Source organism: Brochothrix thermosphacta DSM 20171 = FSL F6-1036 (genome assembly GCF_036884295.1).
Classification (GTDB): domain Bacteria; phylum Bacillota; class Bacilli; order Lactobacillales; family Listeriaceae; genus Brochothrix; species Brochothrix thermosphacta.
Genome location: NZ_CP145608.1, coordinates 2,157,038 through 2,178,799, shown reverse-complemented (window position 1 = coordinate 2,178,799; position 21,762 = coordinate 2,157,038). Strand labels below are relative to the sequence as shown.

Sequence of the window (21,762 nt, the reverse complement as noted above, 5' to 3'; positions counted from 1 at the left end):
GTATTGTCTGATAAAAGAGGGATATAGAAAATTTAATAAGGACAATTATGCTGAAAAAAGTCATTAATATAAATAACTTACGAAATAGGATGATGCATAATAGAACTAACGGATAAAGGTAGATGGAAAATGTACGTCTATTTTTTATTGTGGTGTCATTAATACAATGAAAGTAAAAAAGAGGATTATTATGTTTGAAAAAATAGAATGGATAAGGTAGTAGTAATAAAATGATAAGGAGTCTGATTAAAATGTTATCTATATTGGAGAACGATATATCAAGAAAATTAACTATATTAGATAATTTATATAAAAGTAATCGACATATATCAATTGCAGAGATGATAGAACTGTTAAATTGTACACGTAAAACTTTAAGTAAGGATATAGCTAGTATTAATGCAGCATATGATGTTGTTGAATACCATCGAGAAAAAGGTTTTTTTTTTAATAAGACGAAAGGTGTTAATTTCTACTTTTTTTATTGCACCTATCTAAGAGAATCTTTACATGTAGAAGTATTGAGATTGATACTCATTGAAGAGCTATCTATCGTGAAAATTAGTCGCCGTTTATTTATGTCGGAATCAAAAACCAGAAGGTTAATAGATGTATGGAACCAATATTTTGATGAAAGAAATTTTGATTTCTTAATAAAAACAAGTGCCGATTGTACAATGATTTTAGGTAATGAAACACAAATCAGATGGTTTAATCATACAATGTTATTTGAATTAGAATATATCGATATCTATGAATTTAAGCTACAAGAAAGCCGAGAATATGGGGCATATAAATCGGTTTTAAAGAATGATTTTTTTGATAGTAACACAAGTGAGCATGAAAAAATAAAGTCGTTTTTTTATGTTAAAGCAGCGCTCTATCGAACCAATAAAGGGCATGTGGATAATAACGAAGAGGTATATCTTTCATTTGGTACTAACATGAAAAATAATACATTAATCCAATTTGAAAATATAATGGCGATTGAAACAGGTGTTTATTTCACTGACGATGTACGAAATCAAATCCTCCCTAAATATTATTTCCCTACTTTATGTGAAGAGATAGATAGTGGCACCTCGGAAATAATGAAAATTATAAATGATGTTTTTGATTATATATTGACTACTGAAGAAAGTGAAAATCGATATCGTGCTGAAAAAAAAGTCACTTTAAAAATGAATCATCTGCATAAATATGGACCAGAAGTGACGTATTTTCTTTTGGATTTTGTGGCGTTGAATTACAAAACACAGCAAGAATACTATTTTTATTTTTACGAAGAATTAAATAAAATAGTTGCAAAGCATAACTTCTTATTTGAAAGTGAAAAACAAAAACAATTGTTTTATAAAGAACTTGTACTTTTGTTGAATTTTGAACTATCATTACCGAAATATGTTTTGAAAAGACCACGTGTCACTATTTACCTATTTGCAAGCCATAGCACGATCCAATCGACGATAAAAATAATCAAAAGTTATTTTGGAGACAGGATTGAGTTGCATGTAGCTGATTGTATAAATGACAAGTTGCATGAGTCGGACTTGATAATTAGTAATTATTTTTTTCTCGGAAATCTAGAAGCTAAGAAAGTACATTTTCAGGAAACGATAGATTTAAAATGGTTATATCTGTTAGATTCGAAATTGAAAAACATTTATAAAAAACTCAATTCTTAGAAATTAAAGCGATTATCAACGTAGTAGAATAGATCCGGATTACGCAAGATAATGTTGTTAATAAGAATACTAGAAAGATAACAAAGGAGAATGAACATGAAAAAAATGCTGGGAATAATTATGATGGTATTGCTGCTAGTCAGTCTATTTAAACAAAATCAGACTGTTTATGCTAATGAAGGTGCAGACTATTCTGTAAGTCCGATTTTTTCAGAGCACCAAACAAAAACAGTGGACAGTTTTTTTGATATTCGCTGGGAGCCAAAGCAAAAAGATATAATCGGTCTAAAAATCACAAATAATGAAGCTACCGAACAATCCTATTCGATTGAATTAAATAAAGCGCGAACAAATATTAATGGAATAATTGATTATTCCAATAATGAACCAGAAGCTGAAACAGCAAAGTATAAAATCACTGAAATAGTAAAGCTTCCTCAAAAAATAAAAGTGCCGGCAAACAGCACTAAGAGCATAGAAGGTAGTGTGTTTTTTGGTTCTAAAGATTTCAATGGCATAATTATGGGAGGGCTACATATTTCGAAAATTGATAGCAGTAAAAATTCTGCTAGTGTGGCCAATACAGTATCCTATAATATTCCGATTGTATTGAGAGGAAATGTGGATAAAAGACCGAATCCAGAAATAAATCTAGAAACTATCAAGGTAGCTAAATTTTCAAGTGATAAATACGCTTTAAATATATTATTAAATAATAAGAATGTTAATTTTTTGAAGGAAGTCAAATTCAAAGCAACGGTAACAAATAGTGCAGGTGATGTGATTGAATCGCAAACTAATCAGATAGATATCACACCAGAAACAAAATTTGTCTACCCTATCAAATTAGAAGGGAAATATAAGCCAGGTGAGTACCAGGTGAAATTACAAGTAAATCATAGTAAAAAAAATCGTTGGACTTTTGATGATAAATTTACAATTAGTAAGAAAGATGTAAAGGATATTAAGGCTGTTACACAGAATGACAATAAGAATTGGCTGGTATATATTATCCTGGGTATGATTGTGGTTGCAGGAGTAGGTCTCATTATATTTTTAAGAAAAAGACATAAATAGTAGTGATTATTTGCAATAAGGGAATATGAAACGACGATGTCAGCAACTCTTGGAACTGAACTGACTTATCAAAATAGACTGATATAAAAAGTTGTTTCTTAGGTTGAAATTTTCTCGATAGTCAATTGCAGAGTATAGCCTATTTTTAGTGAACTTGATTTTTATTATAATAAATCAATTAAGCAATTGTGGCGCGGAATGATTAGAAAAAGCTGCTTTAAAGCCCTTTTTAGAGTATTTAGTAGCTTATGATGTGTCAGGTAGACGTTGTGAAATTTTCAAAAATTACTGTCGACGCTCATTTTTTTTGTAAAAAAAAGAAGGGATATAAGAATCGAAGATGTTAGTATTATTAGAGTAAGAAGTATCTTCAGAGAGGAGCTTTGTGGGATGTTAAAAAAACTTTTTTTAATTATAATGATAGGTCTGTTATTGCAACCTAATATATATTTAGCGAATGCCAGTACTTTAGAAAAAACAACTGTTTTAAATGAGCAAGAGCAGCAAGAAGTGGAAAATAAAGATGAGAGTCAAGCAAAAACGTCACTAACAGATTATGGAAAAACAATAAATAATAAAGCTGAAAAACCTAGCACAAGAGCAATAGAGTGGACAGAAGAATTTGATTGGAGTATACAAGGTTTCAATATATACGCAAAACCCTGGTTGATTTATGAGTACGATCAAGATATCACGTTTCAAACAAAGGATGCTACCTTAGGTTCAAATGTCGGAGATACGTTAGAGGGCTATGTTGATTTATCATTAACAGCCATTGTGGATTATAAACAGGCAACTATGTTCTATGGTAATAAATTTATGAGTGATAATATTCCGGGAATGTATCATAATAATGTTGAGTTTAACTTTAATTTAAAAGCGGCTGATAGTTCTGCATTTGAGGTAAAGGTAGTGAAAATTGTTTTTCCTGATAATGTGAATCCCCCAAGCAATACTATTGGTAATAAGGCGAAATTTCATATAAAAATCAAGCGATTGAAAAAGACTGTAGGGAAACAACTTGAAATACCGACGAAATTAAACTGGAAGACGAGCTATTTTCTTCAAAATGGGTTGGTGCAACATTATATCAGAAATTGGCAAGGCTTTAGTTGGAATAAAACATATAAAATACCGTTAGAAACGGAACCTACAATTGAAACAAAGGACAGCGTACTTTATTCAACACAATCGTATAATCCTAAAAATAATTTTGTGGGCGGTACAGACATTGATGGTAATGCTTTAAAGTGGGATGAAAAAACGATGAAAGTATCAGGTGATGTTGTTGATATGACTAAACCCGGAAACTACAAACAACGGTTAACCTACACCTATGTTTTTCAGAGTGAAAATAAAACGGTCACTTCGGATTATGTCGTAACGGTAAAAGAAGATAAAACAGCTATAAAGGCGATTAATACAACTTACTATCAAGGTGAGACGTTTGATTTCAAAAATGGTTTTGTCGGTGCATGGGATAAGGATGGGAATGAGCTCCCCTTCAATGATGAGCTTGCTTGGGTTGGGGGCGAGGCCACGACCATTGATATGAATACCCCTGGTGTGACCTCTGTGTTTTATGGGCTGAAGAATGCTGATAACGATCTTGCGTATAGAAATCAAACGGTTACGGTATTAAAAGATCAGTCCTCGTTAAAAACAAAGCCATCTACGGTATATGTTGGCGACATTTGGAATAAAAAAGATAATTTTGTAAGTGCGACGGACATGGCTGGTGAACCTGTAGAGTGGGCTTCTTCTGCTATTAGTACGAATGGCTCTAAAGTGGATACATCAAAACCAGGAACGCATAAAATCACCTACACCTATAAAGGCAAATTTAAAAGTGTGGATTCAACATTTACCGTAGATGTTATAGAGAGACCGCTTGAGATTTCTGTCCCAGATGTTGTTGATTTTGGAAAATATAGTTTAGGAACACGTAAAACAAAACTTTATTGGGATGATAAAAATAGAATAACAATCACGGATAGTGCCAAAAAGGGTTGGGAACTCTCTGTGCAAGTAAAAACAAATACTGATTTCAGTAACTACGTGTATCACCAAGAACAATTAGTCGGAACCGAACGAATTGTAATTGATGAAGGTAAAGGTACTAAAGTAGTAAGTGATGAGCTATTAAATGAGGAGTTAATTTATATTGACTATGCTGATGCTAAGTCATTGAGAACGGATAATGCCACCTTTGAGTGGAATATTACGCCTTCGATCAAAGGGGTGAGTGAATAATGAAGAAGAGTCCTTACACAACAATTATGTATTTAATGACGTTTTTAATCATGATGGGTGTAGTCTTTGGCGGAAGTATTTCAACTGTGAATGCTGAACAAACGATGACCAAAATTGAAGGTGTTTTGATAGAAGGGTCAGAAAAACAACAAGAAAAACAACAAGAAGAGAATATCCCTCAGCCAGACTATCAATTGATTCTTCATTCGGATAATAATCTCACCAAAAATGTCAACACTATTTCAAAAATACCGAAGCTAGGTGATGACTCTGACGCAATTACTATCTTTGCGGGGGTGTTGATTATAGTTACATTAATTATCTGGAAAAGCGGTGTATTGAAAACAGTAGTCTCTAAAAAGGTATTACTAGGATTAGTAACGATGCTGTTAGTTTTAAGTCATCCACTAGCGAGTAAAGCAAATACAACGTCAACAGTAATTGGAGAACTCTCTCCGGGGGTTTTTACAATGACAAAACCAACAGATATTAGTTTTAAAACAATACTAACAACAGGTAAGAAACAAACTGTTGAGTTGAAAGATATAACGACGAATGTTACTGATTATCGTGGAATCAATGAAGGATGGCAACTCACAATAAAGTCGCCTAATTACGATCAGTATCGAGAGAATTTTTCGATTGTGATTAATCAAAAAGCTATCACAAATAATAGTCAAATAGTGGTTCAAAAACGACAGAAAACAATGAGTCGAAAAGTCGTATTAGATGATACAAAAGTGGAAATAGTAGGTACAGCATTAGCTGGTTCTTATATAGCAAATTTAGAATGGAACTTACAACCGAACACACAAAAAAAAATTGAAGAATAGGAGAGATTAAGATGAAAAAATTAATGAAGACAGGTAGCGTAATATGTGGGGGAATGATGGCGTTCTCATTCGTAAGTAGCGTTAGGTGCAGCAGATAATAATACGAATGGTGAAACAATTGTGAATTCAGAAATCACAGAGGGTGAGGTAACATTAGCAGTTGATGCAACAACTAATTTCGGAAAAAAAGAATTAGCACCTGTTGTTAATTTTGATGATCAAGTCATCAACTTTAAAGTGACGGATTACTCTGGAACAACCAATGGTTACACAATCACTGCAAAATTGGGGGATGCTGATACAACACGTTCATTAAGGATTACTGGTACATCAGGATCAGAATCAGAATTATCTAATACTGATGCTACAGAAGTAGTCGCTGAAGCAACTCATGATGTTGGTGAAAATGAGGGTAGTGTAAACGCTGCTTTAAAATATACTGGTGCGACAGAAACAAGAGCGTTCACATCTGTGATCAATTGGGAATTAACAAAAGGTTCAACAGCCGATATTGCAGAATAGGAAAAGAATAGTAGATTCAACTGAATTAATTTAAAGTCGTTAAACAGCTATCTTTTGATAGCTGTTTATTTTGCGTACTTGATCACTTACAATCCAATATTTTAACCAAATGACTGCAAAAAAAGGGCTCTATGTCAAATAGTGTTGTTATTCAAAATTAAGCAAAATATGTCACTTAGGCAGCTACCTTTTTTTGGTAGCTGTTTATTTTTAGTCATTCCTAACGTGAGGGAAGCTTTCTGCGGGTGACTCTTCATCCTCCTCGCTTCGCTGTGGGGTATTCAGATGCCACTGTTCCCGCTAGAGTCCCCCTCGCAAACGTCATGACGCTACACGTTTATTATTGAAGCCAAGTAAAATTCGGTTGCGAAAATTTGTGAAATTACGGTAACCAAAAGAAATACGTTTAATCATTTTAATTTTATTGTTGATACCTTCCAAATGACCATTAGAATCATTGTATTTAAAGCTATTCGCTATTTTATGTAAATATTTTTTCAATGTTCTTAAACTGCATTTCATTTGTGGAGAAATCAATTTATTTTCACTCAAAACAAGTGTTTGATACGCTGAAATATTTTTGTGCTGCACTGCAACGAGTAGGTTTTGCGCTACTTGATAGGTTGCTTTAAATTCAACATCAAGTGTCATAATATAATCGATAATCCCCATCGAACTTTTAGGTCCCTTAAATAACCGTTGGTAGCGTTAGTCTGAATCACTCAATTCTGTTTTGTTTTTAAGTAATAATTTCCAATAAGATTTGAGCTTACGATAAACCTTTTTATCTTCTGGACGTGAAGTGTTATAGCGATTCATGAGCTTGATACGTGTTTGATTAAGCGAGCGCATCACCAATTGAACCAAATGAAAACGATCAATAATCACGATTGCCTTTGGAAAAACGTCTCTAATTAGCGAGGTATAAGGCGCATTCATATCTACCACGACAGTTTTTACAGAAGCTCTCGCTTCGTAGGAATAATTAAGAAAATAATCCCTCAAATGATGCAATCTTCGAGTAGGCAAGATATCCATAGTTTCATTTTTTCTCGCATCCGTGAAAATAAAGCTCATTTGGCTGTCTGCACTTTTTACTGATTTGAATTCATCCATTGAAAGGTGAGCCGGGAGGCTCCCATAACTGGGTTTGAATTGGGATGTATTGCACGATTGACAGTTGTCGTAGAAACACTGTGTCTATAAGCAATATCCTTCTCAGAAGAAATAAATTGACCTTCAGACGAAATTGCTTGTATCACACGTTTTGAAATAAAGCAGTTTCTTTTTACTAGTGAAGATGATGCGGTGAAAGTAGTATGGCAACCTTCACAGTAGAAGCGTTGTTTCTTCAAAAATAAATAGGTAGGCAGATTCGCTGATTTAGTAAGCGTAATGCGGGATAATTTCGTGCCATATTTAATAATTTTGACTGTCTCACTAGTAAAACCACAATTTGAACACCTGCTAGGTGTATAAGTGAGCGTTCCATAGTAACAAATGCTGGAAAATCCCTTAATTACTTGTTTTTCACACCACGTTTTTGAAAAAGAAATATTTTCATCTGTAATTCCAGAGGAATTTGCGATATTATTAGAAGTGATAGTTGACATTTTCGAATCCCCCTTATAAATTTGTTGTGGTGACTTAATTTTACAGGGATTTTGAAAATGTCGCTATTTTTTTGCGGAAAAATAGGCATCAGTGAAAACTCACCAACACCATAAATTATAGAGCCAAAAAAAGCAGCTACCTGGTTAAGGTAGGCTGCTCCTGATGTGAAAGTGTAAAGTTAAGCGCGTTTTTTCAGTTTTTTTAGTATACAACAACGGGTGTTCCTTCAGAAATAGTCTCATAGATTTTTTTCATTACATCTGGAGGTGTGTTAATACAACCGTGTGAACCACTTGTTTTATATATGTCACCACCAAATTTTGGTCGCCAGTTTGCATCATGAATACCGACGCCTGTCCAATCGATTGGCAACCAGTAAGAAACAGGTTGTTTATAATCTTCGCCTACCAATGTTGCATTACGTTCTTTTTTCCAAACTGCGAAAACACCTTTTGGAGTATCGTGGTTCTTTTTAGCATTTCCGGTAACGACTGGCGTATCAACCACTAATTTGTTATCTTGATAAAACCACATATGTTGAGCAGCAATATCAATTTCAACGTAATTACCAGAGATAGAATGATCATTTTCACCATAACCTGAACCGTAATGTAAAGGTTGAATAGTGGTATCTTTACCTGCTAAGATGGCGTTAGAAATCTTCTTTTCTGTATCAGAAGTATTAAGAGACCATCCATATGTTCCAGTTGATGCTGTGGTGATTTCACCTTTTTTTGTACTTTTAAATGAACGTGCAGTATCATTTGTATCGTATTTTTTTGATAAACTAGTCACGTAATTTTTCAAAACAGTCTCGTCAGTTGTTGGTTCTCCTGTATTTGTTACTGTAAGAGCTTGTAACATTACCTTTTGAGGAATAACAACTTCGTTTTTACTGATCGCCAATTTGATTTTTTTATCTTTTAAAGCTGTTAATTTTTCAAGACTTTCAGTTAACTTTGAATCACTGCTTAATAATGTAGGTTTAATATAGAGTTTATCAAGTTTAATGGTGGTGTTATTATCTGAAACCTGTGAAATTATTGTTTTTTCAAGCGCTTTTTCATCAATTATGTTACCATAAGATTCTTTTTTTATTTGAAAAGAGTTGTCATTTTTTGTTATGCTCGCATTTTTTGAAGCAGTACGCTCACCAGCGTTTATATCTAGTTTATTTAAAGTAGCGGTCAACTGTTTTTGATTAAGCATATTTGTTGTGTTTTCTGCAGTGATTTTTTGCTTAGTAAAAAGTGCAATTGGCCAAGCGAAGGCATTTTGGTCTGCCATCGCAGTTGTTAGTGTTTTTTTGAAATCACCATTAAAACCTAACTGGCTTCCAGTCAATGTAAAACGTGTCTTATCATCTTCGATTAAGTGATATTTTTTTGTTTGAAAATTCTTGGCTAATGTGGTGTTTGCATCATCCGTTGTTAATCCGTTAATGGCCACTCCATTCAAAGTGGTGTTTGGTAAAAATTTTGAATTGTATGTGTAGGTTACAATGCCGTATACCGCAATTAAGACAAATAAAAGCGCGATAAGGCTGTTTCTTAAAATTTTATTCATTATAAAACCGCTCCTTTCACTTAGCAAACTAGTAGTCAGACTCTAGTTACAAAGGTTAATATAGGATACCATTTTTAAAGAGATAAATCAAAAAACAGTAACGCTACATATTTTCATAAAGCGTTATATTTTTTCGAATGATAGATATTATATAGGAAGAAAAGCGTTATTTTATCGCTCTACAAAACAGCCATTGATAGAATCATAAGATAAGTTGGAGTATTAATGTCTTTGGCGTTGTTCTCTCACATATAGTTTTACAAGTAGCAGTATTTTAAACTCTTCCAATTTAACATTGAGAATATTATCAACTTTACACAACCTTTACAAAAACGATACATGACCTTTATTTCATCTTTACAAATTTTCGTTATAGTAATAAATGTAAGGAACACCAAAACAGAAATGGAGTGTAAAATATGAAAAAAACAATCGGCTTTATGGCTATAGCAATGAGTGCAAGTTTAGTATTGGCAGCATGTGGTAATGGAGGGGCTTCATCAGATTCAGATAAAGAGAGTAAAGATCTTTCAGGAACAATCACGGCTGTTGGTTCGTCAGCGCTACAACCTTTAGCAGAAGAAGCTGGGAAAGCATTTACTAAAGAAAATAGTAAAGTGACGGTTAATGTTCAAGGTGGCGGTAGTGGTCAAGGACTTAGTCAAATCGCAGCTGGTACAGTCGATGTTGGTAATTCAGATGTTTTCGCTGAAGAAAAAGAAGGTGTTCCAACTGATAAAATTAAAGATAATAAAGTAGCGGTCGTTGGAATGGGGCCAATCGTAAATAAAGATACTGGCGTGAAAGATATCTCTAAAGAACAACTTATCGGTATCTTTACAGGTAAAATTAAAAACTGGAAAGAAGTCGGTGGAAAAGATTTAGAGATTACTGTTATCAACCGTGCTGAGGGTTCAGGAACACGTGCAACTTTCGAAAAATGGGGACTTGATGGTAAAGACTCTGTCAAAGCACAAGAACAAGATAACTCAGGTACTGTTCGTCAAATGGTTGGAAAAACACCGGGTGCAATTAGCTACCTAGCATTCTCGTACTTCGATGATTCAGTAACTGCTCTTACAGTCGATAAAGTAGAACCAACCGAAGCTAATGTTCAAACAAACGATTGGAAAATTTGGGCTTACGAACACATGTACACCAAAAAAGATGCAAATGCACAAACAAAAGCTTTCATCAAATTTATGTTATCTGATGAAATTCAAAAAGGTGCTGTATCTGACTTAGGTTACTCATCAGTTAACGCAATGAAAGTTGAACGTTCAGTAGATGGTAAAGTAACAGATAAGTAACAGATAAATAATGTCACATATAAACGAAAAGCCACCTTTCAGGTGGCTTGAGACTGAAGATAAACACTGTTCTAGGTCGTCTTCCTACTATAACAGCATTTCTATTCAGCTTTCTCATATTGTAGTCAAAGTCGCTTAAATCATCTTCAAAAAAAAGTGGTTTTTCGAGACTTTGTCTACAATCTGAAACCACCTTTTAGGTGGTTTTTTGTTTGTCGAAAAAATAAAGGTAATACTCCATTTGTATTGTTTTTTACTTTCAATTAAAACGAAAAACCGATTCCTAATACAGCGATGAGTAAGATGCTGTCAATAATCCACATTTTCATGCTGGTTTTTTGTTTTTTAATGCGAACTAATAACATTTCTGTTACACCAATCATTAAAATCGCAAGGACTGCCTTGCCTAAAAATGTCCAAGTAAAGCTGGTCATGCCACTGTTTTGAATGGCTAATGAGAGCATTCCAATTCCAGTAACAAGCATTATGATATACATTAAACGTAAAATCATGTGTGTAATTGTGCCGACCTTAATTTTATTATTGCTGTAGAGAATCGCTGTAACGATAAGTAATACCACTAATACTGCCCAAGATGAAGCATGAATAGATAAAAAAGTTTTAAACATTTAAGTCACTCCTATAAAATTAATGAGATACACGAACACATTTAGTGTACAGAGTATTAACTTTAAATGCAACTTATGACCGAAAACAATCTAGTAATAGTCCCGATAAACGTATTTATCTTTCGGCGTTTTAATTTCAGATAGTTTTTCAACTTTCAATGTTGGGATGCTTTGTTTGAAAGGTGCATAAAATTCTGTGCCAATAACGCCTGTTACGCTAAGCCAGGTGTCATCTTTATATGTTTTATCATCAGGAAGATTTAGTAACATTCCAAATACTCCTGAATCAGCAATACAATGTATAACACCAAAACGGAATAAGAACATCTGATTTTTGGCAGATTTTACTTTGTTATCAACATAAGCAAATCCGTTGATAGTCAATTTTTTCCCTTCAAATATTTCGGGATAATCATATATCAATTCCATAACTGTTAGATAGTTTTTCTCGTCTAAAACAATGGTGTCCTGTTTTAAATACGGTTTGAGATCTTTGTTCATTGTCGCTTCATAATCTTCTTTATTATAGTAAAAACTTGTATCAGGTTTGAGGTATTGATTACGCACGAACGAATCACCAACGGCATCCTCATTAGTGGGAAATTTAAAACCTTTTGCCGATACTATATTTGAATCCAATGAAGCTTTAGGAAAAGTGAAACCTGCTAATAATGGATAAAATAGTAAGGAATAAACCAATACTTTTTTCCACCACGTATTCTCGCCTAAATGAACATGTTCATCAGGGCCATGAGTTAGAGGTGTTTGGTGTTTATGAGCGGCGGCATCCTCATCTCTAAAAACCATAATTAATTGGATTGTTCCAAGCAATAAAGAACCAAAAAGTGCAATTAAACTTAGATAGGCATAATTCATATTGATATATTGGTTCAAATTACCACTAACATGTAAATATGTCATTAAACCGGCGTAACCATATAAAATAAAAACACGAAACATTAGTGAACCTCCTTTCTATATTACAAGAGCGTATATAATTGTTACTACAGTGGTAGAAACGACAATGTATGCTGTGAGTTTTGTCTTGAAAGCATTGATCATCATTAAAATATTTTTGAAATCAATCATTGGACCAAACACTAGGAATGCAACAATTGCCGATTGTGGAAACAATCCGCGGAATGATGCGGCAATAAAAGCATCGGCTTCAGAGCAAAGTGATAATAGGAATGCTAAGACAATCATTACTAGGATGGCCATTAATTTGTTGTCGCCAAGAGTTGTTAAAATGGATGTCTTAACATAGACTTGCATGGCTGCGGCAAGAAGCGAACCGAATACGAGGTATTTACCAACAGTGAAAAATTCATCGACAGAATGTTGTGAAGCATGCCATAATTTTTGCCCGATTGTTTCTTTTTGAGATGAAGAGTGATGGTGATGATGGCCTGTATGGCCATGTTCTTTAGCATTTAATTTTTTTTCTACAACCTTTCGAAGACCTTCACCTTTGTAAAAATAGGCAATTAACGTTCCGACTACGATTGAAACAACAAGACTACCTACTACACGCAGTATAGGGATTTCCCAAGTATTACCAAATGCAATATAAGTTGACATGACAACGATGGGATTAACAATAGGTGCTGTTAACATGAAAGCTACACCTGTGTGAATGGGCACGCCTTTTTTGTTAAGACGATGCACAATAGGTACGATGCCGCATTCACAAGAAGGAAAAGCGACGCCAAGTGAAGAGCCAAACAGAACACCTAAGAATTTATTTTTAGGTATAATTCGTGCGATAAATTTTTCAGATAAAAAAGATTGTATAAAACCAGATATAAAAGCACCAATTAAAACGAAAGGGAGTGCCTCAATTAAAATGGAGATGAAGATAGTATTCATTTGTAAAAATGAATGGGGGAGTGATTGGAACAACGAAGCCACATCCTTTATTTATAAGTAGTGCTAGTTTACTCTTATTCAGCCTAAAAAGTAAAGTGAAAATAATATGAACACATGTTAATATGAAGAGTATATACATAGAAATGAGGGAACACATTATGAAGGCAGTAGAACAGCCTAATTACTTTAAAGAAGGCATTATTGATTGTTTACCCACATTGTTGGGATATATAAGTATCGGTTTAGCATGTGGTATCATTGGAACCGCATCTAATTTAAGTGTTCTAGAAGTAACGTTGTTAGCGATTTTTGTTTATGCGGGTGCAGCTCAAATGGTGATGACGGGATTGATTGCTGTAGGTGCACCGTTTTTTACTATTATACTTACCGTTGCCGTTGTTAATATTCGTTTTTTGTTGTTAAGTATGACAATTGCTCCTCACTTTAAACATGAATCCCTATTGGTTCGTTTAGGACTAGGCTTTTTATTGACAGATGAATCATTCGGTGTGGCGGTTATTAAGTATGCAAAAAATCGTAATGAACCGCTTAGAAAACAGTGGCTGATGGGTTTAAATATTACAGCTTATATTGTTTGGATTATTTCTTGTCTTGTAGGTGCTCTAATAGGTAATTGGATTAAAAATCCTGAAGTGTTAGGATTGGATTTTGCTTTAGTAGCAATGTTTATAGCGTTGTTAGTTTTACAGTTAGAACTTGTTGAACGTAGCAAGTTACGCGCTAATTTAGAGGCTGTTGCCACAACGTTTATTGGAATGTTTGTTTTTATGGCAGTGATGCCAAGTAGTTTAGCAGTATTAGTAAGCACGATTATTGGTGCGATGATGGGAGTGAGAAGAGAAAAATGACAACTTCATGGTGGTTTATCTTGGTAATAATCGCAGCGATGGTAGTGACATCAATTCCGCGGTTAGTACCATTTATGTTATCCTCTAAATTCGAACTACCGATCATTGTGATTCGGTGGTTAAATTATGTGCCAATCTGTCTTTTTATCGCGCTCGTTATTAGCAGCATTGTGACGCAAGAAGGCTCTCGAGGCTATCATTTGAGTGGTGTGAGTATTATGGCCACTATTTTGACGTTCTTAATCGCATTTAAAACAAAAAATTTATTAATAACTGTAATTGCAGGTATCTTGTTTATGTTTATTTTACGCTTACTTTTCGGATAAACGTTTTATTGGAAGCGTAAACATGTTAAAAAGCTAACGAAAACTCAAAAAAGGTTGAAAACGTTCGTGTTTGGATGTATACTGTGTAAGTGGTATTATTCATAAAGGTAATGAACGAATATAAATCAACTAGGGGTGAACAGTTTGTTAGACAAATTTTTTAAACTGAAAGAAAATGGCACAACAATTAAAACTGAAATTATAGCAGGGTTAACAACTTTTTTAGCGATGGCTTATATTTTAGCTGTCAATCCAAGTTTACTTGAAATCGCGGGGATGGATAAAGGTGCTGTGTTTGTAGCAACTGTATTAGCGGCAATCGTTGGAACGTTGTTTATGGGATTGTTTGCAAACTTTCCAATCGCTTTAGCTCCAGGTATGGGTCTGAATGCCTTTTTTGCTTTTACCGTAGCAGGTGCATGGGGCATTCCATGGCAAACGGCTTTATCAGGTGTTTTTGTTTCCGGTGTTGTTTTTATGTTATTAACAGCTTCAGGTATTCGCGAAAAAATTGTTAACATGATACCTGGCGTTATGAAATATTCAGTTTCAGCAGGAATTGGTTTGTTTATTGCCTTCCTAGGTTTACAAAATGCGAAAATTATCGTTCCAAATGAAGCGACAGCAGTAGGTCTAGGTGATCTACATAACGGTGCTGTGCTCTTAGCTGTTTTTGGTATTGTACTTTCTATTGTATTAGTAACGGCAAAAGTTAACGGTGGTATTTTTATCGGTATGGTAGCCACGGCTGTCATCGGTATGATTACAGGTGTAATTTCAACGCCAACAGCAATCGTGGGTGCGGTACCAGATGTTTCTTCGACATTTGGACAAGCGATTATTAATTTACCGAACATTTTCACTTGGCAAATGCTGGTAGTTATCCTAACGTTCTTCTTTGTTGATTTCTTTGATACAGCGGGAACATTAGTTGCAGTGGCTACACAAGCAGGTCTTGTTAATGAAAAAAATGAAATTCCACGTGCTGGGCGTGCATTATTTGCAGATGCAGCAGCAACAACAGTGGGTGCGGTGTTCGGTACTTCAACGACAACTGCTTATGTTGAATCAGCTTCTGGCGCATCGGTAGGTGGTCGAACAGGTTTAACGGCAGTTGTAGTTGCTATCATGTTTGGAGTCTCGATTTTCTTCTCGCCTTTATTATCAGTTATTACATCGGCAGTTACAGCGCCGGCATTGGTTATCGTAGGGATTATGATGTTAGGTAATGTTCGTCATATTGAATGGACGAAATTTGAAATTGCAACACCTGCTTTCTTTACAATCATCATGATGGTACTTACCTACAGTATTGCTGAAGGGATTGCAATTGGCTTTATTTTCTATCCGATTACAATGCTGGTAGCAAAACGAGGAAAAGAAGTACATCCATTAATGTATGTTTTGATGGTATTGTTTATTCTATATTTCGCGTTTATTCTACAATAGATTGAAAGAGTGATCCCTTGATTTCATATCAAGGGCTTTTTGATTATTATAAATGATTAAAGTATAATGGAACTATTAAGGCTAGTGGAGCAATAAATTGTTGTTTATCCATCCAAAATAGAGGAGCGTTATAAATGAACGATCAATCAGTTGAAAATATGTGGTCTACCTATAAAAAAGATAATCCATCGATTGGTGATGATTACGCAGCATGGCCGTTTGGTGATTCAGAAAAAATGGCTGATGAATTGAGTGAACTTGTAGTTAAGGGGATCAAAACAGCGACAGCATCTGCCTATGATCTTTATGAAGATGATAATGCATTACCTTATCCAGGTTTGTTGAATGTTATTGTTGATGGTAAAGGTGAAGCGGTTGCTATTATTGAAACAACAGATGTGAAGGTTGTTTATTTTGAAGATGTAACAGCGGAATTTGCTTATTTAGAAGGTGAAGGTGATCGTAGTTTAGAATATTGGCGTGAAGCACATCGCGATTATTTCATTAAAGAGCTTGGTAGTGTTGATTTGCCATTTACTGAAAAAATGGGTGTTGTGTTGGAGACATTTAAAGTCGTTTATAAATAATATGAATTTGTTTTTTAAAAGAGTGCAATCGCATTCTTTTTTCTTTGAATTCTTCCTGTTTTGTCATTCTTTCATCATAGTTTTAACATAATTGAATGCTATGATTAGTATAACAAGAGATAACATCACATTCCCACAGGAGGAAAATTATGAAAATTAAAACGGAATCACAAAGAAATGCGTTAGCATACAATTTAACAACATATATAGATAGTATGGAAATGACACCACAATACTTTACAAATAAAGTTGGACTAAAACAAAATATTGTTATGAAGTTATTAGCAGGAATGAAATTATCACCAATGAACTATAATGAAAGTTTAAATAAGATTGCACGTTTTATTGGCGTTAGTATTGAAGCGCTTAGTGGTCGTTTTACTGAATGGTCAGTAGAACAAGAATGGTATTATGAGGCACAACATAAAATTGCTGAAAAGATTAGTTTGATGCTTGATATTGAACAACAATCACGCATGCAAACGCATTTATAAAAAAGGAGGGTACATATCGTGAAGTCAATGCCACCAGTAGAGGAACTTAAAGAATGGCGCCAATTACTATTGTGGAATCAATTCGCACTCGATGAAATTACAACAAAACTTAAAATTTTAAATGAGGAATGTCAACACTTAGATGAAGGGAACCCGATTGAGCACATTAAATCACGTGTGAAATCAATTGAAAGTATTTCTAAAAAACTTGAACGTAAAGGAATCCCGTTCACTGCCCGATCGGCACGTGAACACATTCATGATATGGCAGGTGTTAGAGTGATTTGTGCTTTTACTTCTGACATAGATAAAATTTTCACAATGTTGTCTCAACAAACTGATGTAAAAGTAAAGAAAATTAAAGATTATGTCGGTAAACCAAAAGCAAACGGCTATCGTAGCTTCCATATTATTGTTGAAATACCAATTTTCCTAAAGGGTGGTATGGAGTTGATGGAGGTTGAAATTCAGTTGCGAACAATCGCTATGGATTTTTGGGCAAGTCTCGAACATAAAATTTATTATAAATTTGATAAAGAAGTGCCAGATGGTTTGATTGATGAACTGACTAAAACAGCAAATATTGTCAATGAACTTGATGATAGAATGTTAACTATTAATAATCGTATTAAGGAATCATAATACCAACCTATTCAAAAACTTGATACAAGATGCTATTAAACGGTATAATAGAGTAAGCGATAACATTATAAGTGAAGAAGGGTTGGTTAGTATGACTAAAAAATTATCTCTTTATTTTATACGTCACGGTCAAACATATTTAAATAAATATGGTCGAATGCAAGGATGGTCTGATGCTCCGCTTACACCGGAGGGATTGGAAAATGTTAAAGCAAGTGGAAGAGGACTCAGCGATGTTGAGTTTATTGCAGCCTATTCAAGCGACTTACAAAGAACAGTTGCGACTGCAAATGCAATGTTAACAGAAAATAAACATGCTTACGGTTTACAGTTAGAACAACGACCAGAATTTCGAGAAACATTTTTTGGTTCATTCGAAGGACTTGATGGGAAATATGCTTGGGGAGAAATAGCTGCACAACGCGGTTTATCTAATGAGCAAGAACTTTTTAGTCAATCATCTGTTCGAGAAATTCTCAATACAACACGTGCGGCAGATCCGACAGGTGATGCTGAAGATTTTCAAATGTTCTGGTCACGAGTAGAGCAAGGGTTTTTAGATATTATTAATCGTCATCGTGCTCAAGGTGGTAATATTTTTATTGTTGCACATGGTGTTACCATTCGAAATATTATCCATGAATTAGATCCATCGATAACGGAACAATTTGTGTTGGATAATGCGAGTGTTTCTATTTTAAGTTATGAACAAGGTTTATTTAAAGCTGAAAAAATTAACGATACATCACACTTTAAAAAATAAAAAAAACGCAGTGCTCAATTGATACAGTAGACTTGAGCGCCGCGTTTTTATTTTTTTTCTTCTTTTACAGAAGTAGCATCATCAGATGAAACTTTAACGTCAGGAACTTTATTGCCGAATAGTTTTTCTAAATCACTATGAGGTAAATAAATTTTAATATCGTAAATGCCTGCGTTGAGTCCGTTACCGATATCTTTTGGCAACCGGTTAAATGTAATATAACGATCGTTATCCCAGCTTAGGAAAAGAAAACTTTCGTTAGGCTGGAAGTGTACGGAAGTCCAACCTGTTTCGGATACGAGCTGGCCATCCAGCGCATATGTAAATTTAACACGTTCTCCTTTTATTAAATTGACCATACGACTACTATCGATTAGATTTGCATCATTTTCATCAGTCCGACCAGGTATAGATGCAGGAAGTAGTGTGCTAGAATCAATAAAGTTATCTGCAGACACCTTTCCTTTCACTTCTTCATAAGAAAATAGGAGCTGTTGTTGTAAAGGGAGGTTATTAATATAAGGAATCCCTTTTTCTTTTTTCCATTTTTCAGCTAGTAACACCTTTTGATTCATATTTTCACTTTCTACCATAGCATTGATATAAACTGTTAAAAACACACCAGCTGCTGCTAGGAAGATAATGCTTGATATTATGTATGAAAAAATTTTTCGTTTTACAAAATAATTAATAAATTTTTTAAAAAATACAGTGAGTGAAAATAAAATGATAACTGCGATTAACATTATCAGGATACTAGATAGTTGTTTGAAAATAATTGTCCAATGGGCAGAGTGTTCTAACGTTATCTGACCACTTTTTATAAGGTCGTCCATCAACATACCTTCTTTCTTATATAGCTACTAGTGTAGCAAATATTTGAGTCGGATAAAAGCAATTGAATGTTTGCAGGGAAGTCGTCAAAAAAGAATTACTAAAAGTTATGAGTAAAAACCTTGGTAATAAAGGAATGACAAGGTTTAAGTAAATTGAATAAATTGAATTGTCGAATTTTTTTACGAAATTTAAAACACAGATATACAGGTTTTTGTATATTACGAGTAGATAAAAAAAGCCCATTCAATATTTTTTTAGCATTGATTGTTGATTTTTCAATGTTTTTGGGTATGCGATAAAAAAATATATGTATAATTAATCGGTAATTTTCAGAAATATACAGAAAAAAAGTTGATTGTCATGCTAAAAGGTTTAGTATATAATAGACCTATTACCAAAAGAACGAGGCGTTTTTCTCTTACTTTTATCGGTATTTTCAGAATTTTTGATTTAATCAATCAACAGGAGGACTAAGATGGCAAGATATATTCTAAAACGTGTTCTATACATGTTAATCACACTTTTCATTATTGCATCAGCGACATTTTTCTTGATGAAGTTTTTACCAGGAACACCTTTCAGTGCGCAAGAGAAACTTTCAGCGACACAGAAAGCAGCTATTATTGCTCATTATGGTTTAGATAAACCATTGATGGTACAATATTGGAATTACATTGTGAACTTAATGCAGTTTGATTTAGGGACAAGTTACCAATTCCAAGGTCAAAGTGTAACAGCTCTGATTATGGCACGTATCTCGCCTTCAATTCAATTAGGTATTCAAGCGCTTGTATTTGGTACTGTTATTGGTATCATACTAGGATGTGTTGCAGCTATCTTCCAAAATACTTGGGCGGATACTACAAGTACATTTATCGCAATTGTAGGTAAATCAATTCCTTCATTTGTATTTGCCGCGCTATTACAGTATTTTATTGCTGTTAAATTAGGCTTATTACCAGTTGCATTTTGGAATGGACCAGAATACACCATTCTGCCAACAATTGCACTGATGATGTTCCCGTTAGCAATTGCCGCGAGGTATATGCGAACCGAACTAATCGATGTACTTGGATCTGATTATATCTTACTGGCAAAAGCAAAAGGTAACTCTGCACCAGCAGTTGCTTTTAAACATGCGATTCGTAATGCCTTAATTCCGCTTATTACGGTTTTAGGACCACTTGCAGTCGGTTTAATGACAGGCTCAATGGTTATTGAACAAATCTATGCGATACCAGGTATTGGTGAGCAATTTGTTAAAGCGATTCAATTAAATGACTACTCAGTAATTATGGGGACAACGCTGCTCTACTCTGCGCTGCTTGTATCTGTTATTTTAATCACTGATATTCTTTACGGAATCATTGATCCTAGAATTCGTTTAGGAGGAAATAAAGCATGACATATAAGAAAAATGATAATATTCCTTCTGAAATGTTTGAACAAGTTGGAATTAGTACTGAAAAAAGCGAAAAAATCTCACGTCCAAGCTTAACTGCGATGCAGGATAGCTGGATGCGAATTAGAAAAAACAAAGCAGCAATTGTGAGTTTAGTGATCTTAGTACTTGTTGTGCTTATGGCGATTGCTGGGCCATGGATGTCACCTCACGCGCCAAACGATCAAAATGTTGAACACTCAAACTTACCACCTAAAGTGCAAGGTTTTGAAAATATGCCTTTTTGGAATGGTAAACAAGAGCTTGCTGGAACAGAAACAGATGTTTACAAAGAAAATAATGTAAAAGATTATTACTGGTTCGGAACAGATTCACTTGGACGTGACCTCTTTTCACGTACTTGGGAAGGAACACGTATCTCTTTATATATTGCTTTAATAGCAACAATTATTAGTTTGGCAGTAGGTGTTACATACGGTATGGTATCAGGTTATGTAGGCGGACGAGTCGACAACTTTATGCAACGTATCATTGAAATAATCTCAGGGATTCCTAACCTTGTCGTTGTTATCCTAATGCTTCTTATTATGAAACCAGGCTTAAATGCAATCATTATCGCTATTGCGATAACAGGTTGGATTAATATGGCTAGGGTAGTAAGGGCACAAGTTTTAATGCTGAAACAACAAGAGTTTGTATTGGCAGCACAAGCAATGGGTAAACCAACGTCAGGAATTCTCTTTAAGCACTTAATTCCTAACTTGTCAGGTGTTATCATTATTAACACGATGTTCACTATTCCTGATGCGATTTTCTTTGAAGCTTTCTTAAGTTTCATCGGTATTGGGTTACAACCACCGACAGCATCATTAGGAACATTAATTGAAGAAGGCTATAAGTCATTGCGCTTCTTACCGTATCAAATTGTGTATCCTGCATTCGTTATCTGTTTGATTATGATTGTGTTTAACTTAATTGCAGACGGTTTACGCGATGCATTTGACCCGAAAATGCGTGATTAATTTAAAGAATAGA

21 protein-coding genes and 1 pseudogene are annotated in these 21,762 nt (G+C 34.4%); 15 read left to right on the top strand and 7 right to left on the bottom strand.

Annotation, left to right across the window (positions count from 1 at the left end):
- Positions 1-251: 251 nt before the first annotated feature.
- The 5 genes from V6S17_RS10850 (at position 252) to V6S17_RS10830 (ending at position 6,370) form a co-directional block, all read left to right on the top strand.
- Positions 252-1,685 (top strand): helix-turn-helix domain containing protein, encoded by a 1,434-nt coding sequence (locus V6S17_RS10850; RefSeq protein ID WP_029091729.1) that lies wholly within the window; start codon positions 252-254, stop codon positions 1,683-1,685.
- Between the two features lie 96 nt (positions 1,686-1,781).
- Entirely contained in the window at positions 1,782-2,762 is a 981-nt protein-coding gene (locus V6S17_RS10845; protein ID WP_029091730.1) for a DUF916 domain-containing protein, read from the top strand.
- A 390-nt stretch (positions 2,763-3,152) separates the two neighbouring features.
- Positions 3,153-5,015, top strand: a complete 1,863-nt coding sequence (locus V6S17_RS10840; protein WP_029091731.1) for a bacterial Ig-like domain-containing protein — start codon at positions 3,153-3,155, stop codon at positions 5,013-5,015.
- Positions 5,015-5,848, top strand: a complete 834-nt coding sequence (locus V6S17_RS10835) for a hypothetical protein (protein ID WP_051535988.1) — start codon at positions 5,015-5,017, stop codon at positions 5,846-5,848. Before V6S17_RS10840 ends, V6S17_RS10835 begins: the two co-directional genes overlap by 1 nt.
- Positions 5,849-5,968: 120 nt before the next feature.
- Complete coding sequence (locus tag V6S17_RS10830; RefSeq protein WP_051457112.1) at positions 5,969-6,370, top strand: hypothetical protein; 402 nt, start codon at positions 5,969-5,971, stop codon at positions 6,368-6,370.
- 321 nt (positions 6,371-6,691) lie between these two features.
- Here the strand turns inward: V6S17_RS10830 and V6S17_RS10825 are convergent.
- The 3 genes and pseudogenes from V6S17_RS10825 to V6S17_RS10815 form a co-directional block, all read right to left on the bottom strand.
- Positions 6,692-7,447: pseudogene (locus tag V6S17_RS10825) on the bottom strand (ISL3 family transposase).
- A gap of 17 nt (positions 7,448-7,464) precedes the next feature.
- The gene (locus V6S17_RS10820) at positions 7,465-7,983 is read right to left on the bottom strand and encodes a transposase family protein (RefSeq protein ID WP_069132781.1); all 519 of its coding nucleotides are present in this window, start codon (positions 7,981-7,983) and stop codon (positions 7,465-7,467) included.
- 202 nt (positions 7,984-8,185) lie between these two features.
- A complete protein-coding gene (locus V6S17_RS10815; RefSeq protein ID WP_029091733.1) occupies positions 8,186-9,550 on the bottom strand; it encodes a L,D-transpeptidase family protein in 1,365 nt (454 codons plus the stop codon).
- 419 nt (positions 9,551-9,969) lie between these two features.
- Here V6S17_RS10815 and V6S17_RS10810 point away from each other — a divergent pair, with 419 nt between their 5' ends.
- Complete coding sequence (locus tag V6S17_RS10810; protein ID WP_029091734.1) at positions 9,970-10,860, top strand: phosphate ABC transporter substrate-binding protein PstS family protein; 891 nt, start codon at positions 9,970-9,972, stop codon at positions 10,858-10,860.
- A 263-nt stretch (positions 10,861-11,123) separates the two neighbouring features.
- Here V6S17_RS10810 and V6S17_RS10805 read toward each other — a convergent pair whose 3' ends face one another.
- From V6S17_RS10805 to V6S17_RS10795, 3 genes are all read right to left on the bottom strand, one after another.
- Positions 11,124-11,489, bottom strand: a complete 366-nt coding sequence (locus V6S17_RS10805; protein ID WP_029091735.1) for a DUF1516 family protein — start codon at positions 11,487-11,489, stop codon at positions 11,124-11,126.
- A gap of 90 nt (positions 11,490-11,579) precedes the next feature.
- Positions 11,580-12,449 (bottom strand): TIGR03943 family putative permease subunit, encoded by an 870-nt coding sequence (locus tag V6S17_RS10800; protein ID WP_029091736.1) that lies wholly within the window; start codon positions 12,447-12,449, stop codon positions 11,580-11,582.
- 15 nt (positions 12,450-12,464) lie between these two features.
- Positions 12,465-13,391: a permease gene (locus V6S17_RS10795; protein ID WP_036027401.1), complete on the bottom strand. Its 927-nt coding sequence runs from the start codon at positions 13,389-13,391 to the stop codon at positions 12,465-12,467.
- 125 nt (positions 13,392-13,516) lie between these two features.
- Here V6S17_RS10795 and V6S17_RS10790 point away from each other — a divergent pair, with 125 nt between their 5' ends.
- The 7 genes from V6S17_RS10790 to V6S17_RS10760 all read left to right on the top strand — a co-directional run bounded on the left by V6S17_RS10790 (position 13,517) and on the right by V6S17_RS10760 (position 18,488).
- On the top strand, positions 13,517-14,227 hold the full coding sequence (locus tag V6S17_RS10790) for an AzlC family ABC transporter permease (protein ID WP_232011792.1): 711 nt from the start codon (positions 13,517-13,519) through the stop codon (positions 14,225-14,227).
- Entirely contained in the window at positions 14,224-14,553 is a 330-nt protein-coding gene (locus V6S17_RS10785; protein ID WP_029091739.1) for an AzlD domain-containing protein, read from the top strand. The genes V6S17_RS10790 and V6S17_RS10785 overlap by 4 nt, the downstream gene beginning before the upstream one ends.
- 144 nt (positions 14,554-14,697) lie before the next feature.
- The gene (locus tag V6S17_RS10780; protein WP_036027406.1) at positions 14,698-16,002 is read left to right on the top strand and encodes an NCS2 family permease; all 1,305 of its coding nucleotides are present in this window, start codon (positions 14,698-14,700) and stop codon (positions 16,000-16,002) included.
- Between the two features lie 134 nt (positions 16,003-16,136).
- Positions 16,137-16,589: an ASCH domain-containing protein gene (locus tag V6S17_RS10775; protein WP_029091741.1), complete on the top strand. Its 453-nt coding sequence runs from the start codon at positions 16,137-16,139 to the stop codon at positions 16,587-16,589.
- A gap of 149 nt (positions 16,590-16,738) precedes the next feature.
- On the top strand, positions 16,739-17,083 hold the full coding sequence (locus V6S17_RS10770; RefSeq protein WP_029091742.1) for a hypothetical protein: 345 nt from the start codon (positions 16,739-16,741) through the stop codon (positions 17,081-17,083).
- A gap of 27 nt (positions 17,084-17,110) precedes the next feature.
- Positions 17,111-17,725 (top strand): GTP pyrophosphokinase, encoded by a 615-nt coding sequence (locus V6S17_RS10765; protein WP_036027419.1) that lies wholly within the window; start codon positions 17,111-17,113, stop codon positions 17,723-17,725.
- Positions 17,726-17,816: 91 nt separating this feature from the next.
- Positions 17,817-18,488, top strand: a complete 672-nt coding sequence (locus tag V6S17_RS10760; protein WP_029091744.1) for a histidine phosphatase family protein — start codon at positions 17,817-17,819, stop codon at positions 18,486-18,488.
- 47 nt (positions 18,489-18,535) lie between these two features.
- Here the strand turns inward: V6S17_RS10760 and V6S17_RS10755 are convergent, their stop codons facing one another.
- Positions 18,536-19,324: a hypothetical protein gene (locus tag V6S17_RS10755; protein ID WP_029091745.1), complete on the bottom strand. Its 789-nt coding sequence runs from the start codon at positions 19,322-19,324 to the stop codon at positions 18,536-18,538.
- Positions 19,325-19,800: 476 nt separating this feature from the next.
- On the opposite strand from V6S17_RS10755, the gene opp3b reads away from it, so the two are divergent.
- Together opp3b and opp3C are read left to right on the top strand one after the other, a co-directional pair.
- Positions 19,801-20,730: an oligopeptide ABC transporter permease gene (gene opp3b, locus V6S17_RS10750; RefSeq protein ID WP_029091746.1), complete on the top strand. Its 930-nt coding sequence runs from the start codon at positions 19,801-19,803 to the stop codon at positions 20,728-20,730.
- Positions 20,727-21,749, top strand: coding sequence for an oligopeptide ABC transporter permease (gene opp3C, locus V6S17_RS10745; protein WP_036027410.1), 1,023 nt, complete (start codon positions 20,727-20,729; stop codon positions 21,747-21,749). Before opp3b ends, opp3C begins: the two co-directional genes overlap by 4 nt.
- Positions 21,750-21,762: the final 13 nt, after the last annotated feature.

What these genes read in the sequence shown, in the direction of transcription:
- V6S17_RS10850 (WP_029091729.1), top strand. Translation starts at nt 252, where the DNA reads ATGTTATCTATATTGGAGAACGATATATCAAGAAAATTAACTATATTA.
- V6S17_RS10845 (WP_029091730.1), top strand. Translation starts at nt 1,782, where the DNA reads ATGAAAAAAATGCTGGGAATAATTATGATGGTATTGCTGCTAGTCAGT.
- V6S17_RS10840 (WP_029091731.1), top strand. Translation starts at nt 3,153, where the DNA reads ATGTTAAAAAAACTTTTTTTAATTATAATGATAGGTCTGTTATTGCAA.
- V6S17_RS10835 (WP_051535988.1), top strand. Translation starts at nt 5,015, where the DNA reads ATGAAGAAGAGTCCTTACACAACAATTATGTATTTAATGACGTTTTTA.
- V6S17_RS10820 (WP_069132781.1), bottom strand. Translation starts at nt 7,983, where the DNA reads ATGTCAACTATCACTTCTAATAATATCGCAAATTCCTCTGGAATTACA.
- V6S17_RS10815 (WP_029091733.1), bottom strand. Translation starts at nt 9,550, where the DNA reads ATGAATAAAATTTTAAGAAACAGCCTTATCGCGCTTTTATTTGTCTTA.
- V6S17_RS10810 (WP_029091734.1), top strand. Translation starts at nt 9,970, where the DNA reads ATGAAAAAAACAATCGGCTTTATGGCTATAGCAATGAGTGCAAGTTTA.
- V6S17_RS10805 (WP_029091735.1), bottom strand. Translation starts at nt 11,489, where the DNA reads ATGTTTAAAACTTTTTTATCTATTCATGCTTCATCTTGGGCAGTATTA.
- V6S17_RS10800 (WP_029091736.1), bottom strand. Translation starts at nt 12,449, where the DNA reads ATGTTTCGTGTTTTTATTTTATATGGTTACGCCGGTTTAATGACATAT.
- V6S17_RS10790 (WP_232011792.1), top strand. Translation starts at nt 13,517, where the DNA reads ATGAAGGCAGTAGAACAGCCTAATTACTTTAAAGAAGGCATTATTGAT.
- V6S17_RS10785 (WP_029091739.1), top strand. Translation starts at nt 14,224, where the DNA reads ATGACAACTTCATGGTGGTTTATCTTGGTAATAATCGCAGCGATGGTA.
- V6S17_RS10775 (WP_029091741.1), top strand. Translation starts at nt 16,137, where the DNA reads ATGAACGATCAATCAGTTGAAAATATGTGGTCTACCTATAAAAAAGAT.
- V6S17_RS10770 (WP_029091742.1), top strand. Translation starts at nt 16,739, where the DNA reads ATGAAAATTAAAACGGAATCACAAAGAAATGCGTTAGCATACAATTTA.
- V6S17_RS10765 (WP_036027419.1), top strand. Translation starts at nt 17,111, where the DNA reads ATGCCACCAGTAGAGGAACTTAAAGAATGGCGCCAATTACTATTGTGG.
- V6S17_RS10760 (WP_029091744.1), top strand. Translation starts at nt 17,817, where the DNA reads ATGACTAAAAAATTATCTCTTTATTTTATACGTCACGGTCAAACATAT.
- V6S17_RS10755 (WP_029091745.1), bottom strand. Translation starts at nt 19,324, where the DNA reads ATGGACGACCTTATAAAAAGTGGTCAGATAACGTTAGAACACTCTGCC.
- opp3b (WP_029091746.1), top strand. Translation starts at nt 19,801, where the DNA reads ATGGCAAGATATATTCTAAAACGTGTTCTATACATGTTAATCACACTT.
- opp3C (WP_036027410.1), top strand. Translation starts at nt 20,727, where the DNA reads ATGACATATAAGAAAAATGATAATATTCCTTCTGAAATGTTTGAACAA.